We start from the raw sequence: 24,627 nt of genomic DNA, 5'->3' as shown, positions 1-24,627 counted from the left end.
ATTCCTTATTTTCTTAGTTATTCTCCAGCAATTTACTGTCATTATGGATGGATTTTATATAATCTCTGGGCGTCAGATTACTATATAACTTAAAACTAGTGGTAAAATATGAAAATGAATTAAATCCTGTTTCATGAACCAAGAACTGTATGTTTCTTTCTCCAAGATGGATCAGCTTAATGGCGTAATCCAATCGAAACTCTCTCATATATTGGCTGATGTTCTTATTTGTCAGTTTTCTGATTCTTTTATCTAAAGTTGATTTACTAATAAAAAGCTGTTTGGACAATTCATCTATATCAACATTCAATTTCAAATTATTCAACAAATGTTCATTTACACTCGTAAGAAAATCTTTTTCAGATAATTTTATAGTAACTTTTGAAAACGGATCTGGTTTGAATTTTTTTTCTATATTATTTTTGAATTCAAGTAAATTATTGACTTTAAAAATTAACTCTCTAACCTTAAAAGGCTTTACTATAAAATCATTGACTCCGTTTTCAAGTAGCTTATACTGAACGCTATCGTCTATATTAGCAGTGATTATTACAAATGGAACTGCGTTTAGTTTACCATTTTTTTTTATATTAAAATACAAATCTTCTCCATTCATATTAGGCATCATCAAGTCACTAATAATAATATCGGGTATGTGTTTGTTTAAGTATAACAGTGCATCAATACCGTCTTTGAACCAGTTCACATTAAAACCACTCAGGCTCAATAACTCCGAGATTGAGTTGCCAAGCGCTACATCATCTTCAATCAATACTATTCCGCTTTTTTGATTTATCATGCACCTAAATTAACTATTTTTATTTTAAATTATTGTTATTATTTTTTAAATCATTAGGACTAGTATTCATATAAATTAAAATTAAAATATCTTTATTTATGATTAAAGAACTACACCTCGCAAATGAAGCAATTACACCTAAAAAATCTAACAAAAGAGACCGATTGATTTACAATTATTTTTTTATCTGATAAAATAATTTTGCGCATACAACAGAAAGGCGTATGCTTTATTAGAAATAAATTAGTCTTAATAAAATTGATTTATTATATTGAAAAAATCAAATAAATAAAACCGTCTTAGATTGATGAAAAATCTCTTAATAAACATTTCTAAAGTCACTAATACTGTATTAAAAAAACACTCCATAAATGACGCCTTAGACTTATACTTAAGCGACATTGCCAAAGAACAACAAATCGACAGCTATACTATTTATAAGAACAAAACAAAAAACGGCATAATAACCTTTCATTCTGTCAATAAAAGACCAGATAATGAAATTAACAATCCTAATCAAAACGACCATAATTACGATAATTTTTCAGAACTTTATGAAATATTATCAAAAAACAAGTCTTTGCATGGTCTTGCCAGAGACAATAAAAATGTGATTTCTAAAAAATATATGGAAACAAAAGGAATAAAATCCTATTTATTTACCCCTATATTTTCGGAAACTACATTCTGGGGCTGGATCAGCTACACCATATGCAAAGAGGAAAGAAAATGGCAAGAGGAACAAATTAAAACCTTACACACAGTTACTAAAAATATTGGAGACAGGCTTTACAAAGATAAAATTAATATAAAATTAAAAAAAACTTTGGAAAGATTTGATTTTTACATGGCCGGTTCAAATCAAGCAATGTGGGAATGGAATATTAAAACTAAGAAAACAACCTACTCTCATAATTGGGAAGGAATGTTAGGATATACTGAAGAAGAAATCATACAAGATAAAGAATTATGGCAAAAAAGCATTCACTCAGAGGACATGATTCAAATTGCAATCGATTTAGAATATTTTGTTACGCAAAAATTAAATCGGTATGAAGGAACTTCAAGAATGATTCATAAAGACGGACATATAATATGGATAAAATATTCCGGAATACTTAAAAAAAATAAAAAAGGAAAGCCGACAAAAGTCATTGGAACACATACTGATATTAGTGAGATTAAAGAAAAAGAAAACCAATTAGAGTTGTCCGAAGCTAAATTTAGATTCATTGCAGAAAATACAACCGATATAATTTGTCAACAAAAAATGGACGGAAGTTATTACTATATTTCAAATTCTTCAAAAGAAATAATAGGATATACACCTGATGAATTAATAAACAAAAAAATATTTGATTACATCCATCCTGACGATCATACAGACATGTTGAATTATTATAAAGCGTTTCTTAATTGCAGTAAAAACAAAACGGTAACGTATCGTTTTAGAAAAAAAGACAATGCCTATATATGGCTGGAAACCACTTTAAAAACAATATTAAATCATGAAAACATAATCATTGGTATACAAACTTCCAGCAGAGATGTCAGCGATAGAATTAAAGCCACCGAAGAAATCAAGATAGCATTTGAAAAAGAGAAAGAACTTAACGAAATGAAATCTAGGTTTATTACAATGGCGTCTCATCAATTTAGAACCCCTTTGACGGTTATTTATTCCAATGCGGAACTCATTGAGCTTAAATTAGATCATTTTGACAAACACACACACCAATCCTTAGAAAAAATAACGTTACGAATAAAAAATGAAGTAGATCGAATGATCGAGTTAATGAACAACATATTAATTTTTGGAAAATACGAATCGGAAAAAATTCAAAAAACAATAAAAGTTCTAGATTTTAATACATTCATTAACTCCTTATTAAATCTTTATTTTAATAATCAACATCACAAACGCAAAATTCAAGTTAAAATAAAAGGTGAAAAACATTTTTTTATTACTGATGAAATCTTAATGACTCACATTCTAACGAATCTAATTAATAATGCCTTTAAATATTCCAAAGGAAAACCAGACCCTTTACTCCTTATAACCTATTTAGAAAAAGAACTAGAAATAGAGGTGATTGATTTTGGAATTGGAATTCCCGAAAATGATATTCAATATGTATTTACATCCTTTTTTAGAGCTTCAAATACAACGGCAATAACTGGTTCCGGATTAGGATTAGCAGTTGTAAAACAATTTACAGATTTTTTAAACGGTAAAATAGAACTAAAAACTCAAGAAAACATTGGAACTCGAATAAAATTAATTTTCCCTTATGAAAAAAAATAATATCCTTTTAGTTGATGATGACCCAAATATTAGAGAGACCATTGCTGAACTTCTAAGGTATGAAAATTACGAGGTAAAAGTTGCCTCTAATGGCCAAAACGCTTTAGATCTACTAGAATACTGGATTCCTGACTTAATTATATGCGATATAATGATGCCCGTAATGGACGGACATGTATTCCATAAAACAATCTCAGAAAACCAATCTTTGAGCCCCATTCCTTTTATTTTTCTGACAGCAAAAAAAGAAAATAATTTGATGAGAAAATGCCTGTTAAAAGGCGTTGATGATTTTTTATCAAAACCATTTAAAATCAAAGAGTTAATAAAAACAATAGATGTAAAAATAGAACGATTTGAAAAAATAAAGAATGCCAATAATAATTTATATATTGGCAAAAAAAATCATTTTGCACATGAAATAAACACCCCTCTTTCCGGGATTTTAGGTTCAATAGAATTGCTCATGGATGCTACAGAAAACTATAAAAAAAATGAAATCGCTACATTTTATGATTCAATAAGGGTCTCTGGAGAACGATTAAACAGAACAATGCAAAACTTAATACTCTATCAAAATCTTAAAAACAATACAATCGAGTTTGATCACCAGTCAAAAACTGAAATAGCGACGACATTTGTAAATACTACAAGCAAAATTTTTGAGATTTATGATAAAAAAAACAATACAATTAATTTCAAAATAGATGAAGCTACTATAAAAATTAGTCAAAGACACTTAAAATTCATCCTATTTGAATTAATTGATAATGCATTGAAATTTTCTAAAAAGGATCCTACAATTATTGTTTCCGGCCAAAAATATAATGAGGAATACTATGAACTGGTTATTAAAGATTTTGGCATAGGGTTTAGTTCTGCTGAATTAAATAAAATTGGTGCTGCGCAACAATTCAAAAGAGAAGAGAGAGAACAACAAGGATTAGGCATGGGCCTTTATCTAAGCAAAACAATTATAAAAAAAATAAATGGTGTTTTCAGTATTGTTTCAAAAGAGAATGAAGGCACTACCATTAAAATATTCCTTCCATTAGACTCTAATTGCTGATACACATAGCAAGCATCCTGCAGTTTCTCAACTAATAAAAGACCATTAGTATCCGCTAAATCTGTTTAAACTACCTAACCTCTTTCGTATTTTTGTTTGATTTAATACTGTATTTTTTTAGGATAAATAAAACAAGACAAAGACATCTTTAGTACTTAAAACTTCGATATTATTAAAAAAAAAAGCGCAATAAGTATCGTTACTTGCAATCTCCAAGGCAGTATGAAAATAAAGCCCTAATTATTAATTCATTAGGTATCTTCATACAAATCAGTTTTTCAATCCTAGTAATATAACTGTGCCGAATACCGTTCTTTTTCGAAGCAAAAAACTAATAATATTTAACTACTCCTTCCATTCCCATATATAATATCTAGATTAAGCATCCGCAAAAAATTATCATAATATTGAGATCAATAGGTGCTTTTTTATGATAAAAAACACAATTATACTTGATTTATTTTGAATAAAAAAATTGAATAATTAATAGTATTTGTTCAATATATTGAATTATCGTTAACATTTAATAGGTTTTAATTAGGAATGTTAAGAATTTATTAAGAATTTTGAAAATCTAATTCAAAAATATTTTAATATGAAATTAATGTTTAATAGCTTTTTGGTGCTGGCAATAGCACTGATTTCGCAAGTTACATTTGCTCAGGAAAGAATGGTTTCCGGGTTGGTTTCCGACGAAAGCGGATTACCAATTCCAGGAGTTAACATTCTGGTTAAAGGAACCACAAACGGAATTCAGACTGATTTTGACGGTAAATTTCAAATCATGGTAGCACCAGAACAAATGCTGGTTTTTTCCTACATTGGAATGATCGGTAAAGAAGTCTTAGCTTCATCAACTAATTTGACAATCAAACTGAAAGATGATGCTGTACAATTAGAAGGCGTTGTAGTTACAGCCCTTGGAATCAAAAGAGAAAAAAAATCACTAGGATATGCAACTCAGGAAGTAGGCGGTGATTTACTGTCTCAAGGTGGTCAAAACAATGCAGTATCAGCTCTTTCTGGAAATGTGGCAGGGGTTCAAGTAGTTGCACCATCAACAATGGGAGGCTCCTCAAGAATTATCATGAGAGGTATTGGATCCGTAACCGGAGAAAACAAACCTTTGATTGTGATAGATGGTATTCCTTTAGACAATGGTAATTATAACGACTCCAATACCGAAAGAGGAGCCGGAGGTAGGGATTATGGAGACGCTTCTGCGGATATTAATCCAGACGATATCGAATCCGTTACGGTATTAAAAGGAGGTCCTGCTGCCGCACTTTACGGGAATAGAGCCGGTAACGGTGCCATTTTGTACACTACAAAATCAGCTAAAAAAGGAAAAGGTGTAATCGAATTCAACAGTGGAATCACTCTCGAATCGATCAACATCATGCCAAACCTTCAAAACTCTTATGGTGGTGGTAATTCAACTACTTTTGGAACAGCTAACATAAACGGAACCACATACAACGTTCCTGATTATGGAACAGATGAAAGCTGGGGACCTAAATACGATCCCAATTTAAAATACCTTCCCTGGAATGCTTTTGATCCTGAATTTTCTAATGATTTTCTAAAAGAAAGGTCATGGGTTGCACCTGCTAACGATGTTCGTTCTTTTTTTAGAACTGGTGTAACACGCAACAACTCGATCTCTTTCATGAAAGCAACCGAAGATTCTAATATCAGAGTTTCCTATGCGAACCAAAGTACAGACGGAATCGTTCCAAATAGCAGACTGTCCAAAAACACCTTCTCTTTTAATGCGAGTACTAAAATAACGGATAAATTAAAAGTAGAAGCTATGGCTACCTATACGTTGACCAAAGGTTTTAACAGACCCGAACAAGGATATGGAGACAATAGTTTAGGACAAAAATTCTTTCAATGGGGACAAAGACAATTGGACTACAATGAATTAAAGGATTACAAACTGGCCAATGGCGACCAAAGAACTTGGAACAGAAAAGGTTTTGACGATGCTACACCTAATTATTCTGACAACGCCTATTGGACCATCAATGAAAATACATCCGAAGACAAAAGAAACCGGCTTTTTGGAAACGCTAAATTGACATATAACATCACTGATGAATTATATGTAGTAGGAAATGTGTATGCTGACACTTATACTTTTAGAGTAAGTGAAAGAGTCGCTATAGGCTCACAGGCTCAATCGAGTTATACGGATCAAACCAGAACTTTAAGTGATTTCAATTATGAAGGAAGAGTCCATTTTGACAAAAAAATAGGAAAATTTAGTGTTAATTCGTTTTTAGGTGCAAACAGAAGAAATTATTCCTTCAACTCCATTCGCGGAGAGTCTGTAGGAGGATTAGTATTGCCAGGATTGTATAACTTATCCAACAGTTCTGAACAAGCTCTAGCTACTAATGAGCAACAATTCATGACCACTAATAGTCTTTATGGTTTTGCTTCGGTGGGATATGACAACATGTTATTTCTTGAAGTTACGGATAGAAATGACTGGTTTAGTACCACTAGCAAATCCGTAAACTACGCCTCGGTAACGGGTAGTTTTATTTTTTCTGAACTGACTGATATTGATTGGTTGGATTTTGGTAAACTAAGAGCAGGTTGGGCACAAGCCGGAAACAGCACATCACCTTACCGTCTTCAAAATTATATTGACGTTTATTCTCCTTTTCAAGGTGATCCAAGATATAGTACGGCTTTAAGCTCTAATAACGCTGATCTTGTACCTGAATTGAAAACTACTAAAGAAATTGGTCTGGAATTCAGTTTATTCAAAAAAAGAGTAAATTTAGACGTATCCTATTATGACGTAATTACAACTGATTTAATTACACCGATACAATTAGAAACGAGCACAGGATTTAGCTCTAAACTGATTAACGCAGGTAAATTACAAAACAGAGGTATCGAAACTACCTTGAACATTAACCCGATACGAACTGAAGATTTCAACTGGGACATCACTTGGAACTTTGCTAAAAATGACAACAAATTAGTCGAATTATTCGAAGATGTAACGAGTTTACAATTAGCACAAGGGCCTTTTAGAGCACGTTTATTAGCTGTTGTAGGTCAAAAATACGGTCAACTCTACGGAACTGACTTTGTATATGACAACAATGGGAACAAGCTAGTGGGAGCAGATGGAAATTACGTAGCCTCTGAACAAAAATCACTCGGATCTATTATACCGGATTATAACATGGGAATAAGAAATGCTTTCCGGTATAAAAACTTTAGCTTGAGTGCTTTAATTGACATTCAAAAAGGTGGTAGTTATTTCTCTACTACTCACATGTGGGGAACTTATTCTGGAATGCTTGAAAATTCTGCAGCAAACGGAATAAGAGAAAATGGAATTGTTGTAGATGGTGTTTTGGCTGACGGAACACAAAATACACAAAATATTCCTGCAAGAACATGGGCACAAGCACATTACAACACTGTAGATGCTCAAAATGTTTTTGATGCTGATTACATCAAATTAAGAGAAGTATCTTTTGGATACAACTTGCCAATCAAAAAAGAAGGCCCTTTTAGCAGTATTAAACTATCTGTTTATGGAAGAAACTTATTTGCTTGGGGATTGGCCTGGAAAGGAATGGATCCAGAAATGGCTTCATACGGAAGTGGCAATACACAAGGTATCGAAGGAGGTTCATTGCCTTCTACCAGAACCTACGGAATGAACCTGGAATTTAAATTCTAATAAAAAAATCATGAAAAAAAGAATCATATCTGCCTTAGCATTTATTGCTATACTTGTAACCACAAGCTGCACCGCTGATTTAGAAGAAATCAACAATGACCCAAACAGACCGGTATCCGTACCTAGCTATGGAGTATTCAACTTTGCCAATAAAGCCATTATGGACGGAACCAGAGGCCCATTCTCTTCTGCTAGAATGACTTTACCATGGGTTCAATATTCGGCACAGACAAATTACACAGAAGAGGATCGTTTCCAATTCAGACAGGAAACCAATACTGCTTTATACAACTCCTATTATTTAGCTGCCAATAATTATAAGTTAGTCATAGATTTGAATGTAGATCCTGCAACAAGAGCTGAAATGTCATCTTATGGAAATAATGACAATCAAATAGCTGCGGCAAGAATAATGCTGGCGTATACTTTTTCTCAATTAGTAGACACCTATGGTGATGTCCCTTATTACTCTTACGGAAATAGTGATGCCGATTTTCAAGCTTTGCAATTAGAAAAAGGCATTCTGAAACCCAAATATGCCAGTCAGCAAAAAATATATGCTGATATTCTAAAAGAATTACAAGAAGCATCTGAAATGATTGTAGCTACTGAAGTAGTTTTTACCCGAGGGGATCAACTTTTTCAGGGAAATGCTCAAAAACTAAAAAGATTCTCTAACTCCCTGCGCTTACGAATAGCAAACAGAGTAAAAGGAGTTGTTTCTGGTGCCGAAGGTCATATTACTGATGCAATCGCTTCGGGCGTTATGCTTTCAAATTCAGATAATGTTGGCTTGACTTATCAAAATGATGCCATCAATCCTAGCCCACTCTATATTGCTTTTTTTATAAACAACAGAGATGATTTTACGATTTCTAATACTTTTGTAGACTTATTAAAAGGAACTTTAGGAAACAATGGTGCGGATCCAAGGTTGCAAAAATATGCAGCTCCAATAACTGCATCCTTAGAAGATGTGGGTAACAACTTGTATACAGAAACTGATGATTTAGCCCAATATATCGGAATGCCATATGGAATTCCTAGTGCATCAGCACCATCACAGTTACCTAATACATCGCGATTTAGTTCTAATATTCTTAAAACTAATTATACTGAATACTTTATGGAATATGCGGAAGTTGAATTTTTATTGGCCGAAAATAACAATTGGAACAATACAAATTACACCAATGGCGTAAGAGCTTCCATGGAACGTTGGGGAGTCACAGCAGCTAAAATTAGTACCTACTTAACGAACCTGGCACCACCATCAAAAGAAAATGTATTGACTCAAAAATACATAGCGCTTTACATGCAGCCTACAGAGGCCTGGTCAGAACACAGACGAACTGGATTCCCTAATACAATCTTGAAACCAGGCGGTACTTATGCCTTGAATAATCCTTTTGAAGGTGCAACAACCTATACCTTTAAAGCTTTAAACAATTTGACAGAAATGCCAAGTCGCCTTAATTATCCCGTGAACTCCCCTCAGTTAAACGGCGAAAATTATCAACAAGCATCCTCTAATATAGGTGGTGATTTACTAACCACTAAATTGATTTGGGACAAAAATTAATTCTCATTTAATTTTTTTTAAATAAAAAAATAATTTTTAAACAGTAGTAAACAAATGTTCGCTACTGTTTTTTTTTTTAAAAAGTTCCTTTGACACAGATTAAGCTTTCTATTTGAATTACGCTCCGTACTATCAAATTCGGCTCATGCCGTGCTTATGTCCTCCAATCCACTGCGTAAGTTATAAAAAAAAGACAAAGTAAGACTGTCATTTAAAAACTAAACCCTTTGCAAGTTTGAAACGCAGCAAGAGTTCTTAAAAAGAAAAACACTGCCAAAATTTTAGGTTTAAAAAAATTAATAAAATGGATAGTTAACGAGAAAAAATAATTTTAAAAAAAGTTATTTTTTTCTTTCAATGACATAATTTACCATTAAAATAAGTGCCTCTTTAAATTCAGAATTGGGATAGTTATCCAAAATCAAAAGGGCTTCTTGCTGAAATTCGATCATTTTTTGTTCCGCATAAAGCAATCCGTTATTGTTTTTCACAAAAGCAATCACTTCTTTGACGCGTTTTTTATCTTTATTATGGTTTTTTATGGAGTTGATCAACCACGTTTTTTCTTTTGAAGTACACGTATTCAGAACATGAATAAGTGGCAATGTCATCTTTTGTTCTTTGATGTCAATTCCGGTTGGTTTACCAATAGCTTCCTCCGTATAATCAAATAAATCATCTTTTATTTGAAAAGCCATGCCTATGAGTTCTCCAAACTTGCGCATGTTTTCAACCTGGACTTCATCTTCGATAACAGATCTTGCGCCCAGAGCACAACAGGCAGCAATAAGTGTAGCTGTCTTTTTCCGAATGATTTCATAATAGATATCTTCTGTAATGTCAAGTCTTCGGGCTTTTTCAATTTGGAGTAATTCCCCTTCACTCATTTCACGTACTGCTACGGAAATAATTCGGAGTAAATCGAAATCACCATTGTCTATAGAAAGCAACAATCCTTTGGACAACAAATAATCCCCAACAAGTACGGCAATTTTATTTTTCCAAAGCGCATTTAGCGAGAAAAAACCTCTTCTGCGGTTGCTGTCATCTACTACATCATCATGAACTAATGTAGCGGTATGAATAAGTTCAATAACACAAGCGCCGCGATATGTACGCTCGTTTACAACTCCTGCCGAAACCATTTTGGCCGTCAAAAAAACAAACATGGGACGCATTTGTTTTCCTTTTCTATTGACAATATAATACGTGATTCTATTCAACAAAGCCACTTGAGACGTCATCGATTCGTAGAACTTTTTTTCAAAAAGTTCCATTTCATCAAAAATGGGCTGTTTAATTTTAGAGGTCACATTCATTAGAATTCAAAGGTACATTATTAACCTGCCATTATTTTGATATTTCCATAAAAACCGAATCCTTTTACGCTTCCTTGTTTGCTAATTGTCCGCAGGCAGCATCTATATCTTTACCGCGACTTCTTCGCACTTTTACAACAATTCCGGCAGCCTCAAGCGCTTTTATGTACGCCTCTATTGATTCATCAGAGGCTTGTTGAAACTCCCCATCATCAATGGGATTATATTCAATAAGATTCACTTTGCAAGGAACATATTTACAAAACTTTACTAAGGCCTCTATCGAAGCTTTATTGTCATTTATATCTTTCCAAACAACATATTCGTAGGAAATTTTGCTTTTTGTTTTTCGGTACCAATACTCTAATGATTCCCGCAACTCTGCCAATGGAAAGTTTGCGCTAAACGGCATGATTCTGGAACGAATTTCATCGATTGCTGAATGTAGCGAAACGGCCAACTTAAACTTCACCTCATCATCCGCTAATTTCTTAATCATTTTAGGCACTCCTGAAGTAGAAACCATAATGCGTTTAGGCGACATTCCTAACCCTTCTGGAGAAATAATCATTTCAATAGCTTTCAAGACATTGTTATAGTTCATAAGAGGTTCTCCCATTCCCATGAAAACGATATTTGATAACGGATGATTGTAATACAAACGGCTTTCTTTATCAATGGCTATTACCTGATCATAAATTTCCGCTGGCTCCAGATTTCGCATTCTTTTTAATCGCGCTGTAGCGCAAAAATTACAATCCAAACTACACCCCACCTGACTGGAAACACAAGCTGTAGTCCTGGTATTAGTAGGAATCAAGACTGATTCCACCACCAACCCATCATGCAAACGTACAGCATTTTTTACCGTTCCGTCTTCACTGCGTTGCATTGTATCTACTTTGACATGGTTGATCACGAAGTGTGTTTCAAGCATAGCACGCGTTTCTTTAGACACATTAGTCATATCCTCAAAACTATGCGCGCCCTTGCTCCACAACCATTCGTAGACCTGATTTCCGCGAAAGGCTTTGTCTCCGTTAGTGATAAAAAATTCGCGTAATTGTTCTTTGGATACCGCTCGTATGTCTTTTTTCTCGATTTGCATGGTGCAAAGTTAATGACAATTTGTTGATTTGTTGATTTGATAATTTGATAACTTTGTCACAAATTGAAAAAACTCAACTAATGCATTTCATTTCCCAAGAATTAGAAGATTATATCGAGCAACATTCCGAAAAAGAGCCTGCTTTATTAGCGGCACTAAATAAAGAAACCTACCAGAAAATTTTATTGCCACGCATGTTAAGTGGTCATTTTCAAGGTCGGGTTTTGAGTATGCTATCAAAATTGATTCGACCTATGAACATTCTGGAAATTGGGACTTATACCGGGTATTCCGCTTTATGTTTGTGCGAAGGCATGCGGGAAAATGGTCAATTGCATACGATTGACATCAAAGAAGAATTAGTTGATTTCCAGCGCAAACATTTTGACAAGTCATCTTGGGGAAAGCAAATTGTACAACATTTAGGTGAAGCAACAGCCATAATCCCAACTTTAGAACTGCAATTTGATTTGGTCTTCATCGATGCTGATAAAGAAAATTATCTGAATTATTTTGAAATGATTGTTCCTAAAATGAATAAAGGCGGCGTTATCCTATCCGATAATGTTTTGTGGAGCGGAAAAGTTCTGGAACCCTTACAAACCAATGATGTGAGTACAAAAGTATTACAAGCCTACAATCAATTATTAAAAAATGACCCCCGTATAGAAACTGTTTTATTGCCTATTCGTGATGGATTGACAGTGAGCAGAGTGCTTTAGTTAGCAATCTTTTTTTGAAACCAAATGCCTTAGCCCCGGCAGGAACGACATCTCCCGATGTAGAAAAACAAGATCTTTAATCGTAGTTTTATATCGGAAATACAGTCTAGAGCAGGAAACGACTCCTGCTACTTGATAGGATTAACTGGGAAATATTTTTTCTGTGCTATTGTATATCCTTTAAACATAAGTGTTCCAAAAATAACGCCACATAAATAGCCGGATAAAATATCCAATGGATAATGCAATCCTAAATAGATTCTACTGTAGGCAAAAACTAAAGGCCATAAGAACAGAAAGGCCATATATTTAGTCGTTTTTTTGAGAACAAAGTATAAAAAAACGCAAACAGCCATTGTGTTTGAGGAGTGACCCGAGAAAAAACTAAAGGAATTGCGGACTTGCACAATACGAATAAAGGAATTGATTTCCGGATTATTACAGGGACGCAATCGTTGAAATCCGTTCTTGAATAAGTTCGTTGTCTGATCTGTAATTGTCACTAAAAGAGCTGCAAACAACAATACATATAAGGTTTGCTGTAGGCCTAATTTTTTATAAATGAAATACAACAAAAGCAAAAAAAGCGGAATCCAATTGAATTGACTGGTGATAAACAGCCAAAACCCATCATAAGTGGTCGAACCTAAACCATTCAAATAAACAAATAACTGGGTATCAAGGGATACTATTTTTTCTATCATTATACCTGACGTTTTATGGGACCTGCGGCATCTTCAATAATTTCTTTTGTTGTGTTGATCTGCGAAGTTGTTTCTTCCCGTAAACTCTCAGTAGTTTTATTAATTTCGGTCGATACGCCTTCTGTAATGTTTTTAAATTGCGAGGTATCCCCCATCAAATTGTCCTTTGCCTTATTGATTTCAGTCGTAATATTACCTCGAAAATCGCTCAAAGATTTGGTGTCAAACCCATTCGCCTCTGCTCCTTTTTGAATTTCGCTTTTTATATCGTTAGTTGCATTTTTCAATTGCGCCATTGCTTTACCCATCGTACGTGCCATTTCAGGTACTTTATCTGACCCAAAAAGCATGAGCACTATAAACATAATAAATATTAATTCTCCTCCGCCTATGCCAAACATATTTTTTGTTTTAGTTGCTACAAAGATACCTAATTTTGAAACTTTGCGTTTTAATTTTTTCATAAAAAAAGACTCTTTTTAGAGTCTTTTTTTAGCAGTACCGTTTATTTAATCAAATTTAGACTTCACTTCTTCTTTTGGCCACGTGTTATTGGTTACATCAATATCAGCTGTTTCTAATTTTGGATCTATCTGGATTTTTTTGATTGCTTTTTCAGTTGCATACACTTTCTTAGCCGTATCATTGTTTTTTCTCCAGATTTGCGCAGGATATTTGAAGGTTTCTTTTGTATCATCTTCATAGGTTAGCTCAACAATGATTGGCATTAACATACCGCCTGGCTTGTTGAAATCTACTTCATAGAAATACTTTGGCGATTTAAGTTTAGCTTTTTCATCTGCAGTAAAATTTTGATTTACATACTCCGAAAGTAAATTTACATCTGCAATTGCCAATGCTTTTTTATCTTTAGCGGACAATTCTTCACTTGTTTCTGGGACTAAATAAAGGAAGGGTCCTTTTTCTTGTCCAAAACGACCTCTTCGTACTGTGGCGTCTTTTAAATCTTTCGTGGGAGTCAGTGAAACATAATATTGTTTAACTTCCTTGATACCTATATCTACAAAATCCGTGGAGTAGAACCAACCTCTGAAAAACCAATCTAAATCTACTGCAGAAGCGTCTTCCATAGTTCTAAAAAAATCTTCTGGTGTTGGGTGCTTGAATTTCCATCGGTTTGCATATACTTTAAAAGCATGATCAAACAACTCTCTTCCCATGATAGTTTCTCTAAGGATATTTAAGCCTGTTGCTGGCTTTCCGTAGGCGTTTGCCCCAAATTGAACTATTGTCTCCGAATTAGACATAATAGGCTCCAAGAATTTTTGATCCCCGCTCATGTACGGAACGATCTTACTTGCTGGACCACGACTGGAAGGAAAATTAGTTCCCATTTCTTGCTCTGCCATATACTGCATAAAGGTATTCAATCCTTCATCCATCCAGGACCACTGACGTTCATCAGAATTTACAATCATAGGAAAGAAATTGTGTCCTACTTCATGAATTGTTACACCTATCATTCCATTTTTTATGCGATCACTAGTAACACCTTTTTCATCTGGACGTCCGTAATTCCAACAAATCATTGGATACTCCATTCCTTGATCTTCAGCAGATACTGAAACTGCTTTAGGATAAGGATAGTCAAAAGTATGCGCTGAATAACTCTTCAGCGTGTGTGCTACGGTTCTTGTTGCCGTTTCTCCCCAAAGTGGATTGGATTCTTTTGGATAAACTGAAATTGCCATTACCGTTTTATCATTCAATTTAACGGCCATTGCATCGTATATAAACTTTCTAGAAGTAGCAATACCAAAATCTCTCACGTTTTTAGCGCTAAATTTCCATGTTTTTTTCTTATCTGAAAATCCTTTTTCGCTAGCTTCCGCCTCTGCTTGCGTAACAACAACTACAGGTTTGTCGTACGTTTTTTGTGCTAACTCATATCTTTTTAGTTGCGCCGCCGTAAACACTTCACTCCTATTCATAAGATCACCCGTAGCTTCCATAATATGATCTGCAGGTACCGTGATGTTCACATCAAAATCACCAAAAGGCAACGTAAACTCTCCCGTTCCCCAAAATTGCATATTCTGCCATCCTTCAACATCATTGTATACTGCCATTCTAGGATAAAACTGCGCAATTACATATAATTTATTTCCTGATTTTTCAAATAATTCATACCCTGATCGGCCGCCTTCAGCTCTGTAATTATTGATATTATACCACCAATTGATTGCAAAAGAGAATTTCTCTCCTGGTTTCATAGGTGTCTCTAAATTAATACGCATCATGGTTTGGTTGATCGTAAAAGATAACGGATTTCCTTTCGCGTCTTTTACAAAGTCAATATTAAAACCACGCTCTAATTCTTGTTTTAAAAACTTATTTGTGAAGTTTCCCGCCGGAAAAACCTGTTCCATTCTTTGGCTTTCTGCTAAAGGGGTTTGCGAATTTTTAGCGGATTGATTTTGGTCTAGTTGTACCCACAAATATTCTAAGGTATCAGGTGAATTATTATAATACGTAATAGTTTCAGAGCCTGTTAGCTTAGAATTTTTGTCGTCTAAATCAATATTGATTTTATAATCAGCTTGTTGCTGGTAATAAGCAGGACCCGGAGCTCCTGAAGCCGTACGAAATAGGTTAGGCGTAGCTAACAAATCATACATTTGACTAAACTTATTGGTATCGTACTTTCCGGTTTGTTTTGGCGATACCGTAGTCGATTTTTCTTGCGCAACTAACAACGCAGGAAGAAATAAAAATAAAAATATTTTTTTCATAGTAAATTTATGGTTCTTTAATTGTGTGAAATTAGCATTTTAAATAGCCGTTTCAAAATTTATTCATACTTTAAAACTCCAGTTGATACAGAATCTGTAAACAGCATCGTGTTTTTAATCCCAAAAACCTTAAAATGCATGATGTTTTGCTGCTCGTTATTTCCTTCAATAAGGACTGTATTATACACTTCAAGAGTCGTTATTTTTGGAATATCTTTTATGCTCAAATAACAAATAAGCACATCGCCTTCCATTTCTTTACTCAAAAGATACATCGTGGTGGGATGTCCATTTATTTTTATGGAAAACTTTTCGGTGAAATACTTTTTCAATAAAACCAAATCCGCAGCGGTTTCTTTCTCAGAACCCAAGTTGATTTTTTTACTGTACTTTTTTCCGATAGCACTATTCAAATCATCTACAAAAATACGCGAGGTGATTTGGAGCATTTTCTTTTCGGGAGCGTAATTCACCTGATACAATGCCACGTAAAACTTGTGCATACTGAACGAAGTTAACGTCAAAAATATCAGTCCAAAAAAGGAAATTAAAATTATTTTTTTCATTCGAAGATTCTATTTGTTTTTTATCGGAAAATGGTATCGCCATTCTTCAATCTTATTTGTATTCTGGAATCATGGCGATTTCATTTTTCAAAAGTAGTAATTCTTTTAAACTCTTCGTTCTTGGTAATTAAGAAATCAATCAGCAAAAACTCATCTTCTTGTTTCAAAAGGTTTTTTGCTTTTGGATCACCCTCACAATAATCCAGAAAAAGACCTATCTCATCCTTTTTCAACCTCAATGTATTGGTAAAAAAATAAGCATCCATTCCTTTCGAGACTACATCCGAAAAATCTACATTTGGATTTAAACCTGCTTTATCTTCGGAATCTTTCTTAAATAATTTCGAAACCATTTTGAACACTCTGACAAAATCCATTCCGTTTTCTATAGTTCCGTCTGACGGCATTGTTCTATTAATAGGAGATGATTTTTCGTCATCTACAAATTCCATATCTACAATGCGCTGCGAACCTCCTACTATGGGTTTAATTTCGGCTTTTCGTTTCACAATAACTTCATTGAGCAGCGTAGTTTGCGTCTCTAAATTAATTACAAACAACGATTTTTCAAAATCTTTTTCCGCAACAACTATCTTTTTAGACTTGAATAAACTACTTGAAACAAGCAACGTATCTTTCGCTTTCGCCAAAATATCAAAAAAGCCCTGATTACTTATAAAAGTTCTGGTTTTTGAATTTAAATTAAAAACATACCCGTGATCCACTAAAGCAGATTCGTTAATAAACTGACCATGTAAAGACTTCCTGCTTTCATTTTGACCAAAAGAAAATTGGCAAAAGAAAATTAAACAAATGATTTTTATTCTTGTTTTCATTGTAATTTTTTTTAGTATTATTTTTTTAAAGACTGTTGTCTATTTTCTTTGGCAAGTATAGCTTTATATTCTTCGGCCAAAGCTACCATAAAAAAAGTAGTCTTTTGTTTGTTTTTGGAGGCTAAAACTTCCAAAAAAATTTCATTTTCTACTATAAAATATTTAAAACCAGTAACGTAATCACTTGTAATCCCCAATTGAACCGTAAAATATTCTGGATTGTACAATTCAGAAATTAATTTGATATCGTTTTCTTTTTTCTCCAAAACAACTAATTTCTTAAGCCGTTTCGTTCTCCCATTGATCTTGTTTAGCAGCTTTTCATGGTGCGTTTGTCCAAAAGAAATTTGGTTTAGTAAAAATAACATCCCCGATAAAACACTATTGATTTTCAAGGGCTATTATTTCGTTATAATTTGCAGCAAGGCTTACAATTAAATACATAACCAATGTTTTATTTTTAGCGCGCAACGCATCTGCAAAAGCTACATTATCCACACAATAATATTGAAATCCTTTGATATAATCCGAGGGTATTTTTAATGTTTGCGTATAGTACTTATCCTCAAAAAGCCCATCAATTCTCGCTAGTAACTGTTCTTTCTTCTCAATTATAATTTCTTTTTTCAACATGGCTTTTCGTCCAGAAATAGTATTGAGCAATCCATCAATTCCTCCACCGGAAGTTGCGGTGTATAATTTCCTCTCAGCAGGCGTATATTTCTTTTGACCGTAGGGAATAATCCCTAAACTCTCTGCTGAAATAGAAGATTCACCGACTACAACCTCATTCAGAACAATGCTTTTTGGGATCATTATCACTGAAAAAACCGTTTCTAATACATCTTGTTTATTAATTTTTCGGCGTAATGTTTCCAGATTAACGGCAGTAAAGACTAAAACGTCGCCTTCTTTTGCAGGTATAACAAAAAAGCCATTACCCTGTGACACGGTTGCTTTTCCTGTTGATATATTTACAATATTAATGCGGTCAACAGCAACAGAATCCGAAGTGATTTTTCCTCGAATTTCCTTTACCATTTCTACCTGTCCAAAAGTGGCTTGAACTACGAGAAAGAATAACAACTGTAAGGTATTTTTAATTTTCACTGGCAATTATTTCTTTATATTTTATAGCTAATTCCCCCATCAAGAAAGTGGTCATCGTCACATTTTTAGATTTCAGAACAGCCACAAATCGTTCGTTTTCAAGGCTGTAATATTCAAATCCTTTGACATACTCAACCGGTATTTTTAACTTACTCACAAAATAGTCAACGGCAAACAGGTTCTCTAATTGCCTCAAATAGGATTCTTTCTGCTCCACTTCAAGTTCTTTTTTCAGCATTTTTGTTCTTCCTGAAATCCAGTTCAATAACGGATCTGCTGACACGGACCCTCCCATCATGCTACCCACATTAGCACTGGCATTAAGATTGCTGGCAGTATATAATTTGCGTTCTGCAGGGGTGTAAATTTTTTGCTCTCTAGGAATTATCCCCATTGATACTGCATTGATCCCATTTCGAACAATAACTTCCCGCAATTGATTCGCAATAGGTGTCATTTTTTCAAAAAGAATCCCTTGATCAAAATGGACTTGGGTCAAAAGTATTTTGGTATCTTTGAACTGCACTGCTGAAAACAACAACGTATCACCAACGGCAGCCATAATAGAAAAGTTACCATCCTGACCCGTAATAGAAGTCTTCTCTGTTTTTTTATTTATGACATAAACCCCTTCCGGAACAGAAACATCAGCTGTCACTTTTCCGTTCAGTTGTATTCGGCTTCCTTCTTGCGACATCGCCGCTGTTGTTGCAAAAGCCAAAAACAAATACATAATTCTAATCATCGTTCTTGAAGTCCTTATTGACTTATCGTAAAAGTATCTTAATGCACTCCAAATTAATTACTAATGCCTTGGTAAAAAAATGTTAATTAAAAATTTGAAATAAAAAAGCCTGATTTAATACCTTTAGCGCAAATTATGTATCAAAAAAATGAAAAACATCCTAATTGCAAGCACATCTACTCTTGCAAACGAGAACTATCTGGACTATTTATTACCAGAATTACAAGTGCATTTTCAAAACTGTAATACAATTCTCTTTATTCCTTACGCCAGACCTGGTGGGATCTCTCATAAAGAGTATACTGCAATGGTACGCTTGGCTTTCGCCAAAATAAATAAAGAAATAATTGGAATTCATGAGTTTGAAAACACCAAATTAGCTGTAAAAAAAGCAGAAGGAATTTTCACAGGAGGTGGAAATACATTTGTTTTAGTATCACAATTATACAAAAACAACCTTATGGAAACCCTCACTGATGTGGTAAAAAACGGAACTCCGTATTTTGGAACAAGCGCAGGAAGTAACATTTGCGGATTAACGATGCAAACAACAAATGACATGCCAATAGTTTATCCCCCAAGTTTTCAAACGCTGGGATTGGTTCCTTTCAATTTGAATCCGCATTATTTAGATCCGGATACTACTTCAACACACATGGGCGAAACTCGCGAAACCCGAATTAAAGAATACCATGCATTTAATACTGTTCCGGTTTTAGGATTGAGAGAAGGAAGCTGGCTGGATATAAAAGGAGATTCAATCACCCTGAAAGGCAATCTGACCGCACGATTGTTTCGACAAAATCAAAGTCCTGAAGAACTAGAAAGCGGAACTGATTTGAGTTTTGTAAAGTAATCCTAAAATAAATGACACAAAAAAAAGCCAAAACAATTATGTTTTGGCTTGAAAGAGCGAAAGACGAGGCTCGAACTCGCGACAACCAGCTTGGAAGGCTGGAGCTCTACCAACTGAGCTACTTTCGCATGACAACAGTAAAATAAAATTTCAAACTAAAATTTGAAATTCAGAGCGAAAGACGAGGCTCGAACTCGCGACAACCAGCTTGGAAGGCTGGAGCTCTACCAACTGAGCTACTTTCGCATTAACAACGGTGCAAATATAATTAATAAGTTTGCTTCAATGCAAGTTTTTTTCTTAAAAAGTCTCAAACTTACTCCGACAGTCTTTTTTTAAAAGAGGATTCAAATCATAAAGAATTTAATATGAAAATATTATATCCTTATAGCACTCAAAAAATACTTAAAAAAAATAAAGCAAAATATCAAAAAAAGGGCTGTTTGGAGACTTTTTCAGTACAATATCCTAAATTTAGGGAGGAGAACTCGCTAGAAAACGGTCGTTTTGACGAAGATACTTGAGCAACAACTTGCCGTTTTGAATAGTATGTTGCTATAATCTCTTAAAAATAGCCCTCGTATTCAAGGCTAAAAATGATTTATTTACCAAAATAAGCAATTTCAAATATGGGTAATGACCATTCTAAAACAGGTTCAAACAAACTGGTTTAGGCAAAAAACGAATTGTTACCGGAGAAAAACGGCATCTCAAACAGAAACCAAATGTAATTTAGTTCAACGACCCAAAAGAAGTCCTTGGCTTTTACAAAAAAACAGAATATTTTACAAAGGAGTTAATAGTAACGGAATATTTACTGAACGACGGATTCAATTGGAATCTGGAATAAATCAAAGAAACGTTACAGAACGAAAGAACAAAATTTGTCAAAATCAAAAAAAAAGTCGCCTTTCATCTCTTATATTGGACTGCTTGGAGCGAGAACAATAAATTGATTTTTAAAGATGATAGCGATACTTTTGATGCTGCTTTATACGGCAAATTACAAAACTGATTTGGATCCAAATTTTGACACTCTTGAAGGATGATAAATAAAGAAACAGGATTTATCTTTGATAACACTGATAATTGCTTTAGACAAGGTTACAGGAACAGCAGGACAACCCAAACTTCTTCCTAATCTTTGATTATTTTTTATAAATGAATTAGAAACATACTCTGCTGCATGCATCACCACGCCTCTTGCTCTGGCATTATCATTTACTCCTTTTTCCAGACCATCTAATCGAAGTGACATCCCATGTTTACCAGCGTAAATTTCACCTGTCGAATAAAAGCCTAAACTACTCTTAAAGGATTCCGCAGTATTTGAAAAATTAGAAGCAAATTCATCGCCCGTATTTCTACCATGTGCAACCAAAGAATTAAATAAGACCTCACCGGTACCCAGATTAATCACCCAGAGTCTTTTAATATTAGAAGACAAACTAAAATCAATTAAGGTCAAAATTTCCTTCTTGACTAATCCTTTTTCTTTCAACAAATAGTATCCTTTTAGCGCTTCGGAGAAACTTTCTAATTTAGGCAGTGCAAATTTATTGGAATGCAAATTATTATATGCCACTGTAATATTATCGTCTAAACTCGGTTTCACAGCTTCAGCGTAAATCACTGGCGTGTGTGTCTTTGGTTCAGGAAAGTTGTTTTTGATTGGCACAAACGAAACTAGCAGCAAAAAAATAGTAAGAAATATGTTATAAATCATTGATTGTCTTTAAGTTATGGACTAATTGAGGATTGCAAACGTACGTTAAAAATCAAGCCAGAAACCACTTTTTAACAAAGTTTATTCTAACTCTAACGAAAAAAGTGACAAAATATTGAGTAATAAACTTAAAAAAAATACCATTTATATGTTAATTTTACTATTTTTGTTCAATTATCCTTCAGATTTATGTTCAAATTACTACCTATCACTTTATTATATTTCATATTCTCTAGTTTGAATGCACAAAGTCAAAAAAAAACGCTTCAGGCAAAACCCACCACAGAAAACATTATAATTGACGGAAGATTTAATGAGGAAATATGGAAAACCGCCGCAGTAGCTTCGGATTTTATCATGTTTGAGCCTGATAATGGCAAACCAATCAGTGCGGATAAAAAAACAGAGGTGAAAATATTGTATGACAATAATGCCATTTACATCTCAGCACTGCTATATGATGACGAACCTGATAAAATTCAGAAAGAAATTACGAATAGAGATATTTTTGGCGTTTCCGATCATTTTTCCGTCTACATCAACGGATTCAATGATGGCCAGCAAGATTTTCGTTTTTTTGTAAGTGCGGCAGGCGTACAAATGGACTGTATAGCAACGGAAGATTTTGAAGATTTTAGTTGGGATGCCATTTGGGACAGCCAAGTAACGCTCACTGAATTTGGCTGGACTGTAGAAATGAAGATTCCCTACGCCGCTTTACGATTTTCCAAAGCGGACAAACAAATCTGGGGGTTAAACTTTATGCGGGAAATCAAGCGCGACGTACAAAAATATACATGGAATAGGATTGATACTAAAATTGGAGCCGTAATTCCGCAAGCGGGAATCATGCAGGGAATTGAAAATATAAAGACACCGACACGACTTTTTTTGATTCCGTATTCATCGGCGTATTACCAACAAAGTGCGATAGGCTCTGGCATTACTTTAAAAGCGGGCTTGGATATCAAATACGGCATCAATGATTCCTTTACATTAGATGCTATTTTGGTACCTGACTTTGGTCAGACAAAATTTGATAATGCAATATTATATTTAGAACCATTTGAGCAACAATTAGAAGAAAACCGGCCTTTTTTTACAGAGGGAACCGATCTTTTTAACAAAGGTGGTTTGTTTTATTCCAGACGAATTGGCGGAGGATCCACTACAGAATTACTCCTTGATAATCAAGAAGAAATAACAAATTATCCCAGCACCGTAAACTTACTGAATGCCGTAAAAATATCCGGCCGAACCGAGAAAGGATTGGGAATTGGATTCCTGAATGCCGTTACGGAAAAGACTAAAGCTACTATTTTAAACAACGACACCGGCCAAATTAGAAAAGAAGTAATTGAACCTTTGACTAATTATAATCTGTTTGTAGTGGATCAACGTTTTAACCAAAACTCATCTGTTTCTTTTATAAATGCAAACACCACCAGAAATGGCGATTTCAGAGATGCAAATACCTCTGCATTGTTATTTGATTTGAATACAAAAGCCAATACCTATAGTTTGTATGGCGATTTCAAATACAGTTCCATCAAAACGACTGAAGATTACGACGGATTTAAAACAGAAATAGGATTTGCCAAAACGAGTGGGAAATATCGGTATGGATTTTCTGGAAAATACGTCTCCGAAAACTATGACATCAATGATTTAGGAATCAATTTTTATTCTAATTACCACAATGCCTATGCAAATGGAAGCTACAGAATTGTAAATCCGACAAAACTATTTAATACCTTCAGAATCAATCAATATGTCAATTTTGAAATAGACAACACCTCCGGTAAGTTACAGACTGGTGCTTTTGGAACAGAAACTAAGGCCACAACATTAAATAACGACGCTTTAGAATTTGTAGTAGAGTTTTCTCCATTGAAAACCTATGATTTTTATGAACCACGAGAATATGGCAAATATGTATTTCTCCCGGAAAAAGTTTTTGCAGCAGTAAATTTCACGTCTAACGACAACAATCCTTTTACATTAGTACTCCAGCCTTCCTTCACAAAATACAATGAAAAGAACCGAAACGTTTATGGGTTGTATATAAGTCCAAAATACCGATTTAACGACAGGCTTTCCATTACCTACATATTGGATTATTTTAATAAAACCAATGATCGTGGCTGGGTAGACTCAGGCCCTACGGGGATAATTTTTGCAGAACGCAGCAGAGAAACTGCCCAAAATGATTTTACCGGAAAATATGCGATCAACAATAGAATGACTGTAAACCTAACCGCACGCTATTATTGGTCCTATTCAAAAAATCATAAATTCCTTACCTTACAAAACTCCGGTTATTTGACTCCAAACAATACCTACGCACAAAATAAAGACAGGAATTTTAATTCTTGGAACTTCGATTTATCCTATTCCTGGTGGTTTGCTCCAGGAAGTGAAATCTCTGTTTTGTACCGGAATTTTGGTATAGAAAGAACAGATATGGTGGAAAAAGATTTGTCTGCAAATCTTAAAAATATATTCAACAGTGACCTGACCAATGTGCTTTCTATTAGCATCCGCTATTTCATAGACTACAATGTGATCAAAAATAAATTTTAATTTTTTTGAATCAAACTGTAACATTCCACTGAAAAGAAAGTCTAGTAGAATAAACTATTGTGTGAATTGGTGCATTTTCACTTTGAAACTATTTTAGTTTTTCTAATTTTGTTGCAACCATTGAACTAT

General features: G+C 34.2%; 19 protein-coding genes and 2 tRNA genes. 7 read left to right on the top strand and 14 right to left on the bottom strand.

Annotated elements, in window-relative coordinates; translation table 11 throughout:
- Positions 1-13 precede the first annotated feature (13 nt).
- Entirely contained in the window at positions 14-799 is a 786-nt protein-coding gene (locus EKL99_RS06520; protein WP_126458896.1) for a response regulator, read from the bottom strand.
- Between the two features lie 307 nt (positions 800-1,106).
- Here EKL99_RS06520 and EKL99_RS06515 point away from each other — a divergent pair, with 307 nt between their 5' ends.
- From EKL99_RS06515 to EKL99_RS06500, 4 genes are all read left to right on the top strand, one after another.
- Positions 1,107-3,104 (top strand): PAS domain-containing sensor histidine kinase, encoded by a 1,998-nt coding sequence (locus tag EKL99_RS06515; RefSeq protein WP_126576611.1) that lies wholly within the window; start codon positions 1,107-1,109, stop codon positions 3,102-3,104.
- Positions 3,091-4,173: a response regulator gene (locus tag EKL99_RS06510; protein WP_126576610.1), complete on the top strand. Its 1,083-nt coding sequence runs from the start codon at positions 3,091-3,093 to the stop codon at positions 4,171-4,173. Before EKL99_RS06515 ends, EKL99_RS06510 begins: the two co-directional genes overlap by 14 nt.
- Before the next feature lie 595 nt (positions 4,174-4,768).
- Positions 4,769-7,888, top strand: coding sequence for a SusC/RagA family TonB-linked outer membrane protein (locus tag EKL99_RS06505; RefSeq protein WP_126576609.1), 3,120 nt, complete (start codon positions 4,769-4,771; stop codon positions 7,886-7,888).
- 10 nt (positions 7,889-7,898) lie between these two features.
- On the top strand, positions 7,899-9,470 hold the full coding sequence (locus EKL99_RS06500; RefSeq protein WP_126568127.1) for a SusD/RagB family nutrient-binding outer membrane lipoprotein: 1,572 nt from the start codon (positions 7,899-7,901) through the stop codon (positions 9,468-9,470).
- A 341-nt stretch (positions 9,471-9,811) separates the two neighbouring features.
- Here the strand turns inward: EKL99_RS06500 and EKL99_RS06495 are convergent, their stop codons facing one another.
- Both EKL99_RS06495 and rlmN read right to left on the bottom strand, forming a co-directional pair.
- Positions 9,812-10,789, bottom strand: coding sequence for a polyprenyl synthetase family protein (locus tag EKL99_RS06495; protein ID WP_126576608.1), 978 nt, complete (start codon positions 10,787-10,789; stop codon positions 9,812-9,814).
- 64 nt (positions 10,790-10,853) lie between these two features.
- Entirely contained in the window at positions 10,854-11,897 is a 1,044-nt protein-coding gene (gene rlmN / locus EKL99_RS06490) for a 23S rRNA (adenine(2503)-C(2))-methyltransferase RlmN (RefSeq protein WP_126576607.1), read from the bottom strand.
- Between the two features lie 80 nt (positions 11,898-11,977).
- Here rlmN and EKL99_RS06485 point away from each other — a divergent pair, with 80 nt between their 5' ends.
- Positions 11,978-12,619, top strand: coding sequence for an O-methyltransferase (locus EKL99_RS06485; protein WP_126458875.1), 642 nt, complete (start codon positions 11,978-11,980; stop codon positions 12,617-12,619).
- Between the two features lie 128 nt (positions 12,620-12,747).
- Here the strand turns inward: EKL99_RS06485 and EKL99_RS06480 are convergent, their stop codons facing one another.
- From EKL99_RS06480 to EKL99_RS06445, 8 genes are all read right to left on the bottom strand, one after another.
- Entirely contained in the window at positions 12,748-13,323 is a 576-nt protein-coding gene (locus EKL99_RS06480; RefSeq protein ID WP_126554537.1) for a phosphatase PAP2 family protein, read from the bottom strand.
- Entirely contained in the window at positions 13,323-13,724 is a 402-nt protein-coding gene (locus EKL99_RS06475; protein WP_126451902.1) for a twin-arginine translocase TatA/TatE family subunit, read from the bottom strand. Before EKL99_RS06475 ends, EKL99_RS06480 begins: the two co-directional genes overlap by 1 nt.
- Before the next feature lie 108 nt (positions 13,725-13,832).
- Positions 13,833-16,076, bottom strand: coding sequence for a M1 family metallopeptidase (locus tag EKL99_RS06470; RefSeq protein WP_126458869.1), 2,244 nt, complete (start codon positions 16,074-16,076; stop codon positions 13,833-13,835).
- A gap of 59 nt (positions 16,077-16,135) precedes the next feature.
- On the bottom strand, positions 16,136-16,642 hold the full coding sequence (locus EKL99_RS06465; protein ID WP_126554539.1) for a DUF6702 family protein: 507 nt from the start codon (positions 16,640-16,642) through the stop codon (positions 16,136-16,138).
- Positions 16,643-16,722: 80 nt separating this feature from the next.
- Positions 16,723-17,478 (bottom strand): hypothetical protein, encoded by a 756-nt coding sequence (locus EKL99_RS06460; RefSeq protein WP_231507390.1) that lies wholly within the window; start codon positions 17,476-17,478, stop codon positions 16,723-16,725.
- A gap of 17 nt (positions 17,479-17,495) precedes the next feature.
- Complete coding sequence (locus EKL99_RS06455; RefSeq protein WP_126458864.1) at positions 17,496-17,744, bottom strand: hypothetical protein; 249 nt, start codon at positions 17,742-17,744, stop codon at positions 17,496-17,498.
- A gap of 115 nt (positions 17,745-17,859) precedes the next feature.
- Positions 17,860-18,564, bottom strand: coding sequence for a carboxypeptidase-like regulatory domain-containing protein (locus EKL99_RS06450; RefSeq protein WP_231507389.1), 705 nt, complete (start codon positions 18,562-18,564; stop codon positions 17,860-17,862).
- A gap of 13 nt (positions 18,565-18,577) precedes the next feature.
- Positions 18,578-19,333: a hypothetical protein gene (locus EKL99_RS06445; RefSeq protein WP_126458858.1), complete on the bottom strand. Its 756-nt coding sequence runs from the start codon at positions 19,331-19,333 to the stop codon at positions 18,578-18,580.
- Positions 19,334-19,481: 148 nt separating this feature from the next.
- Here EKL99_RS06445 and pepE point away from each other — a divergent pair, with 148 nt between their 5' ends.
- Positions 19,482-20,189 (top strand): dipeptidase PepE, encoded by a 708-nt coding sequence (pepE, locus tag EKL99_RS06440; protein ID WP_126576605.1) that lies wholly within the window; start codon positions 19,482-19,484, stop codon positions 20,187-20,189.
- A 55-nt stretch (positions 20,190-20,244) separates the two neighbouring features.
- Here pepE and EKL99_RS06435 read toward each other — a convergent pair.
- From EKL99_RS06435 to EKL99_RS06425, 3 genes are all read right to left on the bottom strand, one after another.
- A tRNA-Gly gene (locus EKL99_RS06435) sits at positions 20,245-20,317 on the bottom strand.
- Positions 20,318-20,362: 45 nt separating this feature from the next.
- Positions 20,363-20,435: transfer RNA gene (locus tag EKL99_RS06430), tRNA-Gly, on the bottom strand.
- Between the two features lie 757 nt (positions 20,436-21,192).
- Complete coding sequence (locus EKL99_RS06425) at positions 21,193-21,915, bottom strand: murein L,D-transpeptidase catalytic domain family protein (protein WP_126563348.1); 723 nt, start codon at positions 21,913-21,915, stop codon at positions 21,193-21,195.
- Between the two features lie 189 nt (positions 21,916-22,104).
- Between EKL99_RS06425 and EKL99_RS06420 the strand changes: the two genes are divergently transcribed.
- Positions 22,105-24,498, top strand: a complete 2,394-nt coding sequence (locus EKL99_RS06420; RefSeq protein ID WP_126576604.1) for a DUF5916 domain-containing protein — start codon at positions 22,105-22,107, stop codon at positions 24,496-24,498.
- Positions 24,499-24,627 lie beyond the last annotated feature (129 nt).

The sequence above is a fragment of the Flavobacterium sp. ZB4P23 genome, assembly GCF_003970375.1.
Classification (GTDB): Bacteria; Bacteroidota; Bacteroidia; order Flavobacteriales; family Flavobacteriaceae; genus Flavobacterium.
This window is presented reverse-complemented; position numbering and strand designations above follow the sequence as displayed.

Bases quoted from the DNA above. Each gene is read 5' to 3' on its own strand.
- EKL99_RS06520 (WP_126458896.1), bottom strand. From the start codon at position 799: ATGATAAATCAAAAAAGCGGAATAGTATTGATTGAAGATGATGTAGCG.
- EKL99_RS06515 (WP_126576611.1), top strand. From the start codon at position 1,107: ATGAAAAATCTCTTAATAAACATTTCTAAAGTCACTAATACTGTATTA.
- EKL99_RS06510 (WP_126576610.1), top strand. From the start codon at position 3,091: ATGAAAAAAAATAATATCCTTTTAGTTGATGATGACCCAAATATTAGA.
- EKL99_RS06505 (WP_126576609.1), top strand. From the start codon at position 4,769: ATGAAATTAATGTTTAATAGCTTTTTGGTGCTGGCAATAGCACTGATT.
- EKL99_RS06500 (WP_126568127.1), top strand. From the start codon at position 7,899: ATGAAAAAAAGAATCATATCTGCCTTAGCATTTATTGCTATACTTGTA.
- EKL99_RS06495 (WP_126576608.1), bottom strand. From the start codon at position 10,789: ATGAATGTGACCTCTAAAATTAAACAGCCCATTTTTGATGAAATGGAA.
- rlmN (WP_126576607.1), bottom strand. From the start codon at position 11,897: ATGCAAATCGAGAAAAAAGACATACGAGCGGTATCCAAAGAACAATTA.
- EKL99_RS06485 (WP_126458875.1), top strand. From the start codon at position 11,978: ATGCATTTCATTTCCCAAGAATTAGAAGATTATATCGAGCAACATTCC.
- EKL99_RS06480 (WP_126554537.1), bottom strand. From the start codon at position 13,323: ATGATAGAAAAAATAGTATCCCTTGATACCCAGTTATTTGTTTATTTG.
- EKL99_RS06475 (WP_126451902.1), bottom strand. From the start codon at position 13,724: ATGTTTGGCATAGGCGGAGGAGAATTAATATTTATTATGTTTATAGTG.
- EKL99_RS06470 (WP_126458869.1), bottom strand. From the start codon at position 16,076: ATGAAAAAAATATTTTTATTTTTATTTCTTCCTGCGTTGTTAGTTGCG.
- EKL99_RS06465 (WP_126554539.1), bottom strand. From the start codon at position 16,642: ATGAAAAAAATAATTTTAATTTCCTTTTTTGGACTGATATTTTTGACG.
- EKL99_RS06460 (WP_231507390.1), bottom strand. From the start codon at position 17,478: ATGAAAACAAGAATAAAAATCATTTGTTTAATTTTCTTTTGCCAATTT.
- EKL99_RS06445 (WP_126458858.1), bottom strand. From the start codon at position 19,333: ATGATTAGAATTATGTATTTGTTTTTGGCTTTTGCAACAACAGCGGCG.
- pepE (WP_126576605.1), top strand. From the start codon at position 19,482: ATGAAAAACATCCTAATTGCAAGCACATCTACTCTTGCAAACGAGAAC.
- EKL99_RS06425 (WP_126563348.1), bottom strand. From the start codon at position 21,915: ATGATTTATAACATATTTCTTACTATTTTTTTGCTGCTAGTTTCGTTT.
- EKL99_RS06420 (WP_126576604.1), top strand. From the start codon at position 22,105: ATGTTCAAATTACTACCTATCACTTTATTATATTTCATATTCTCTAGT.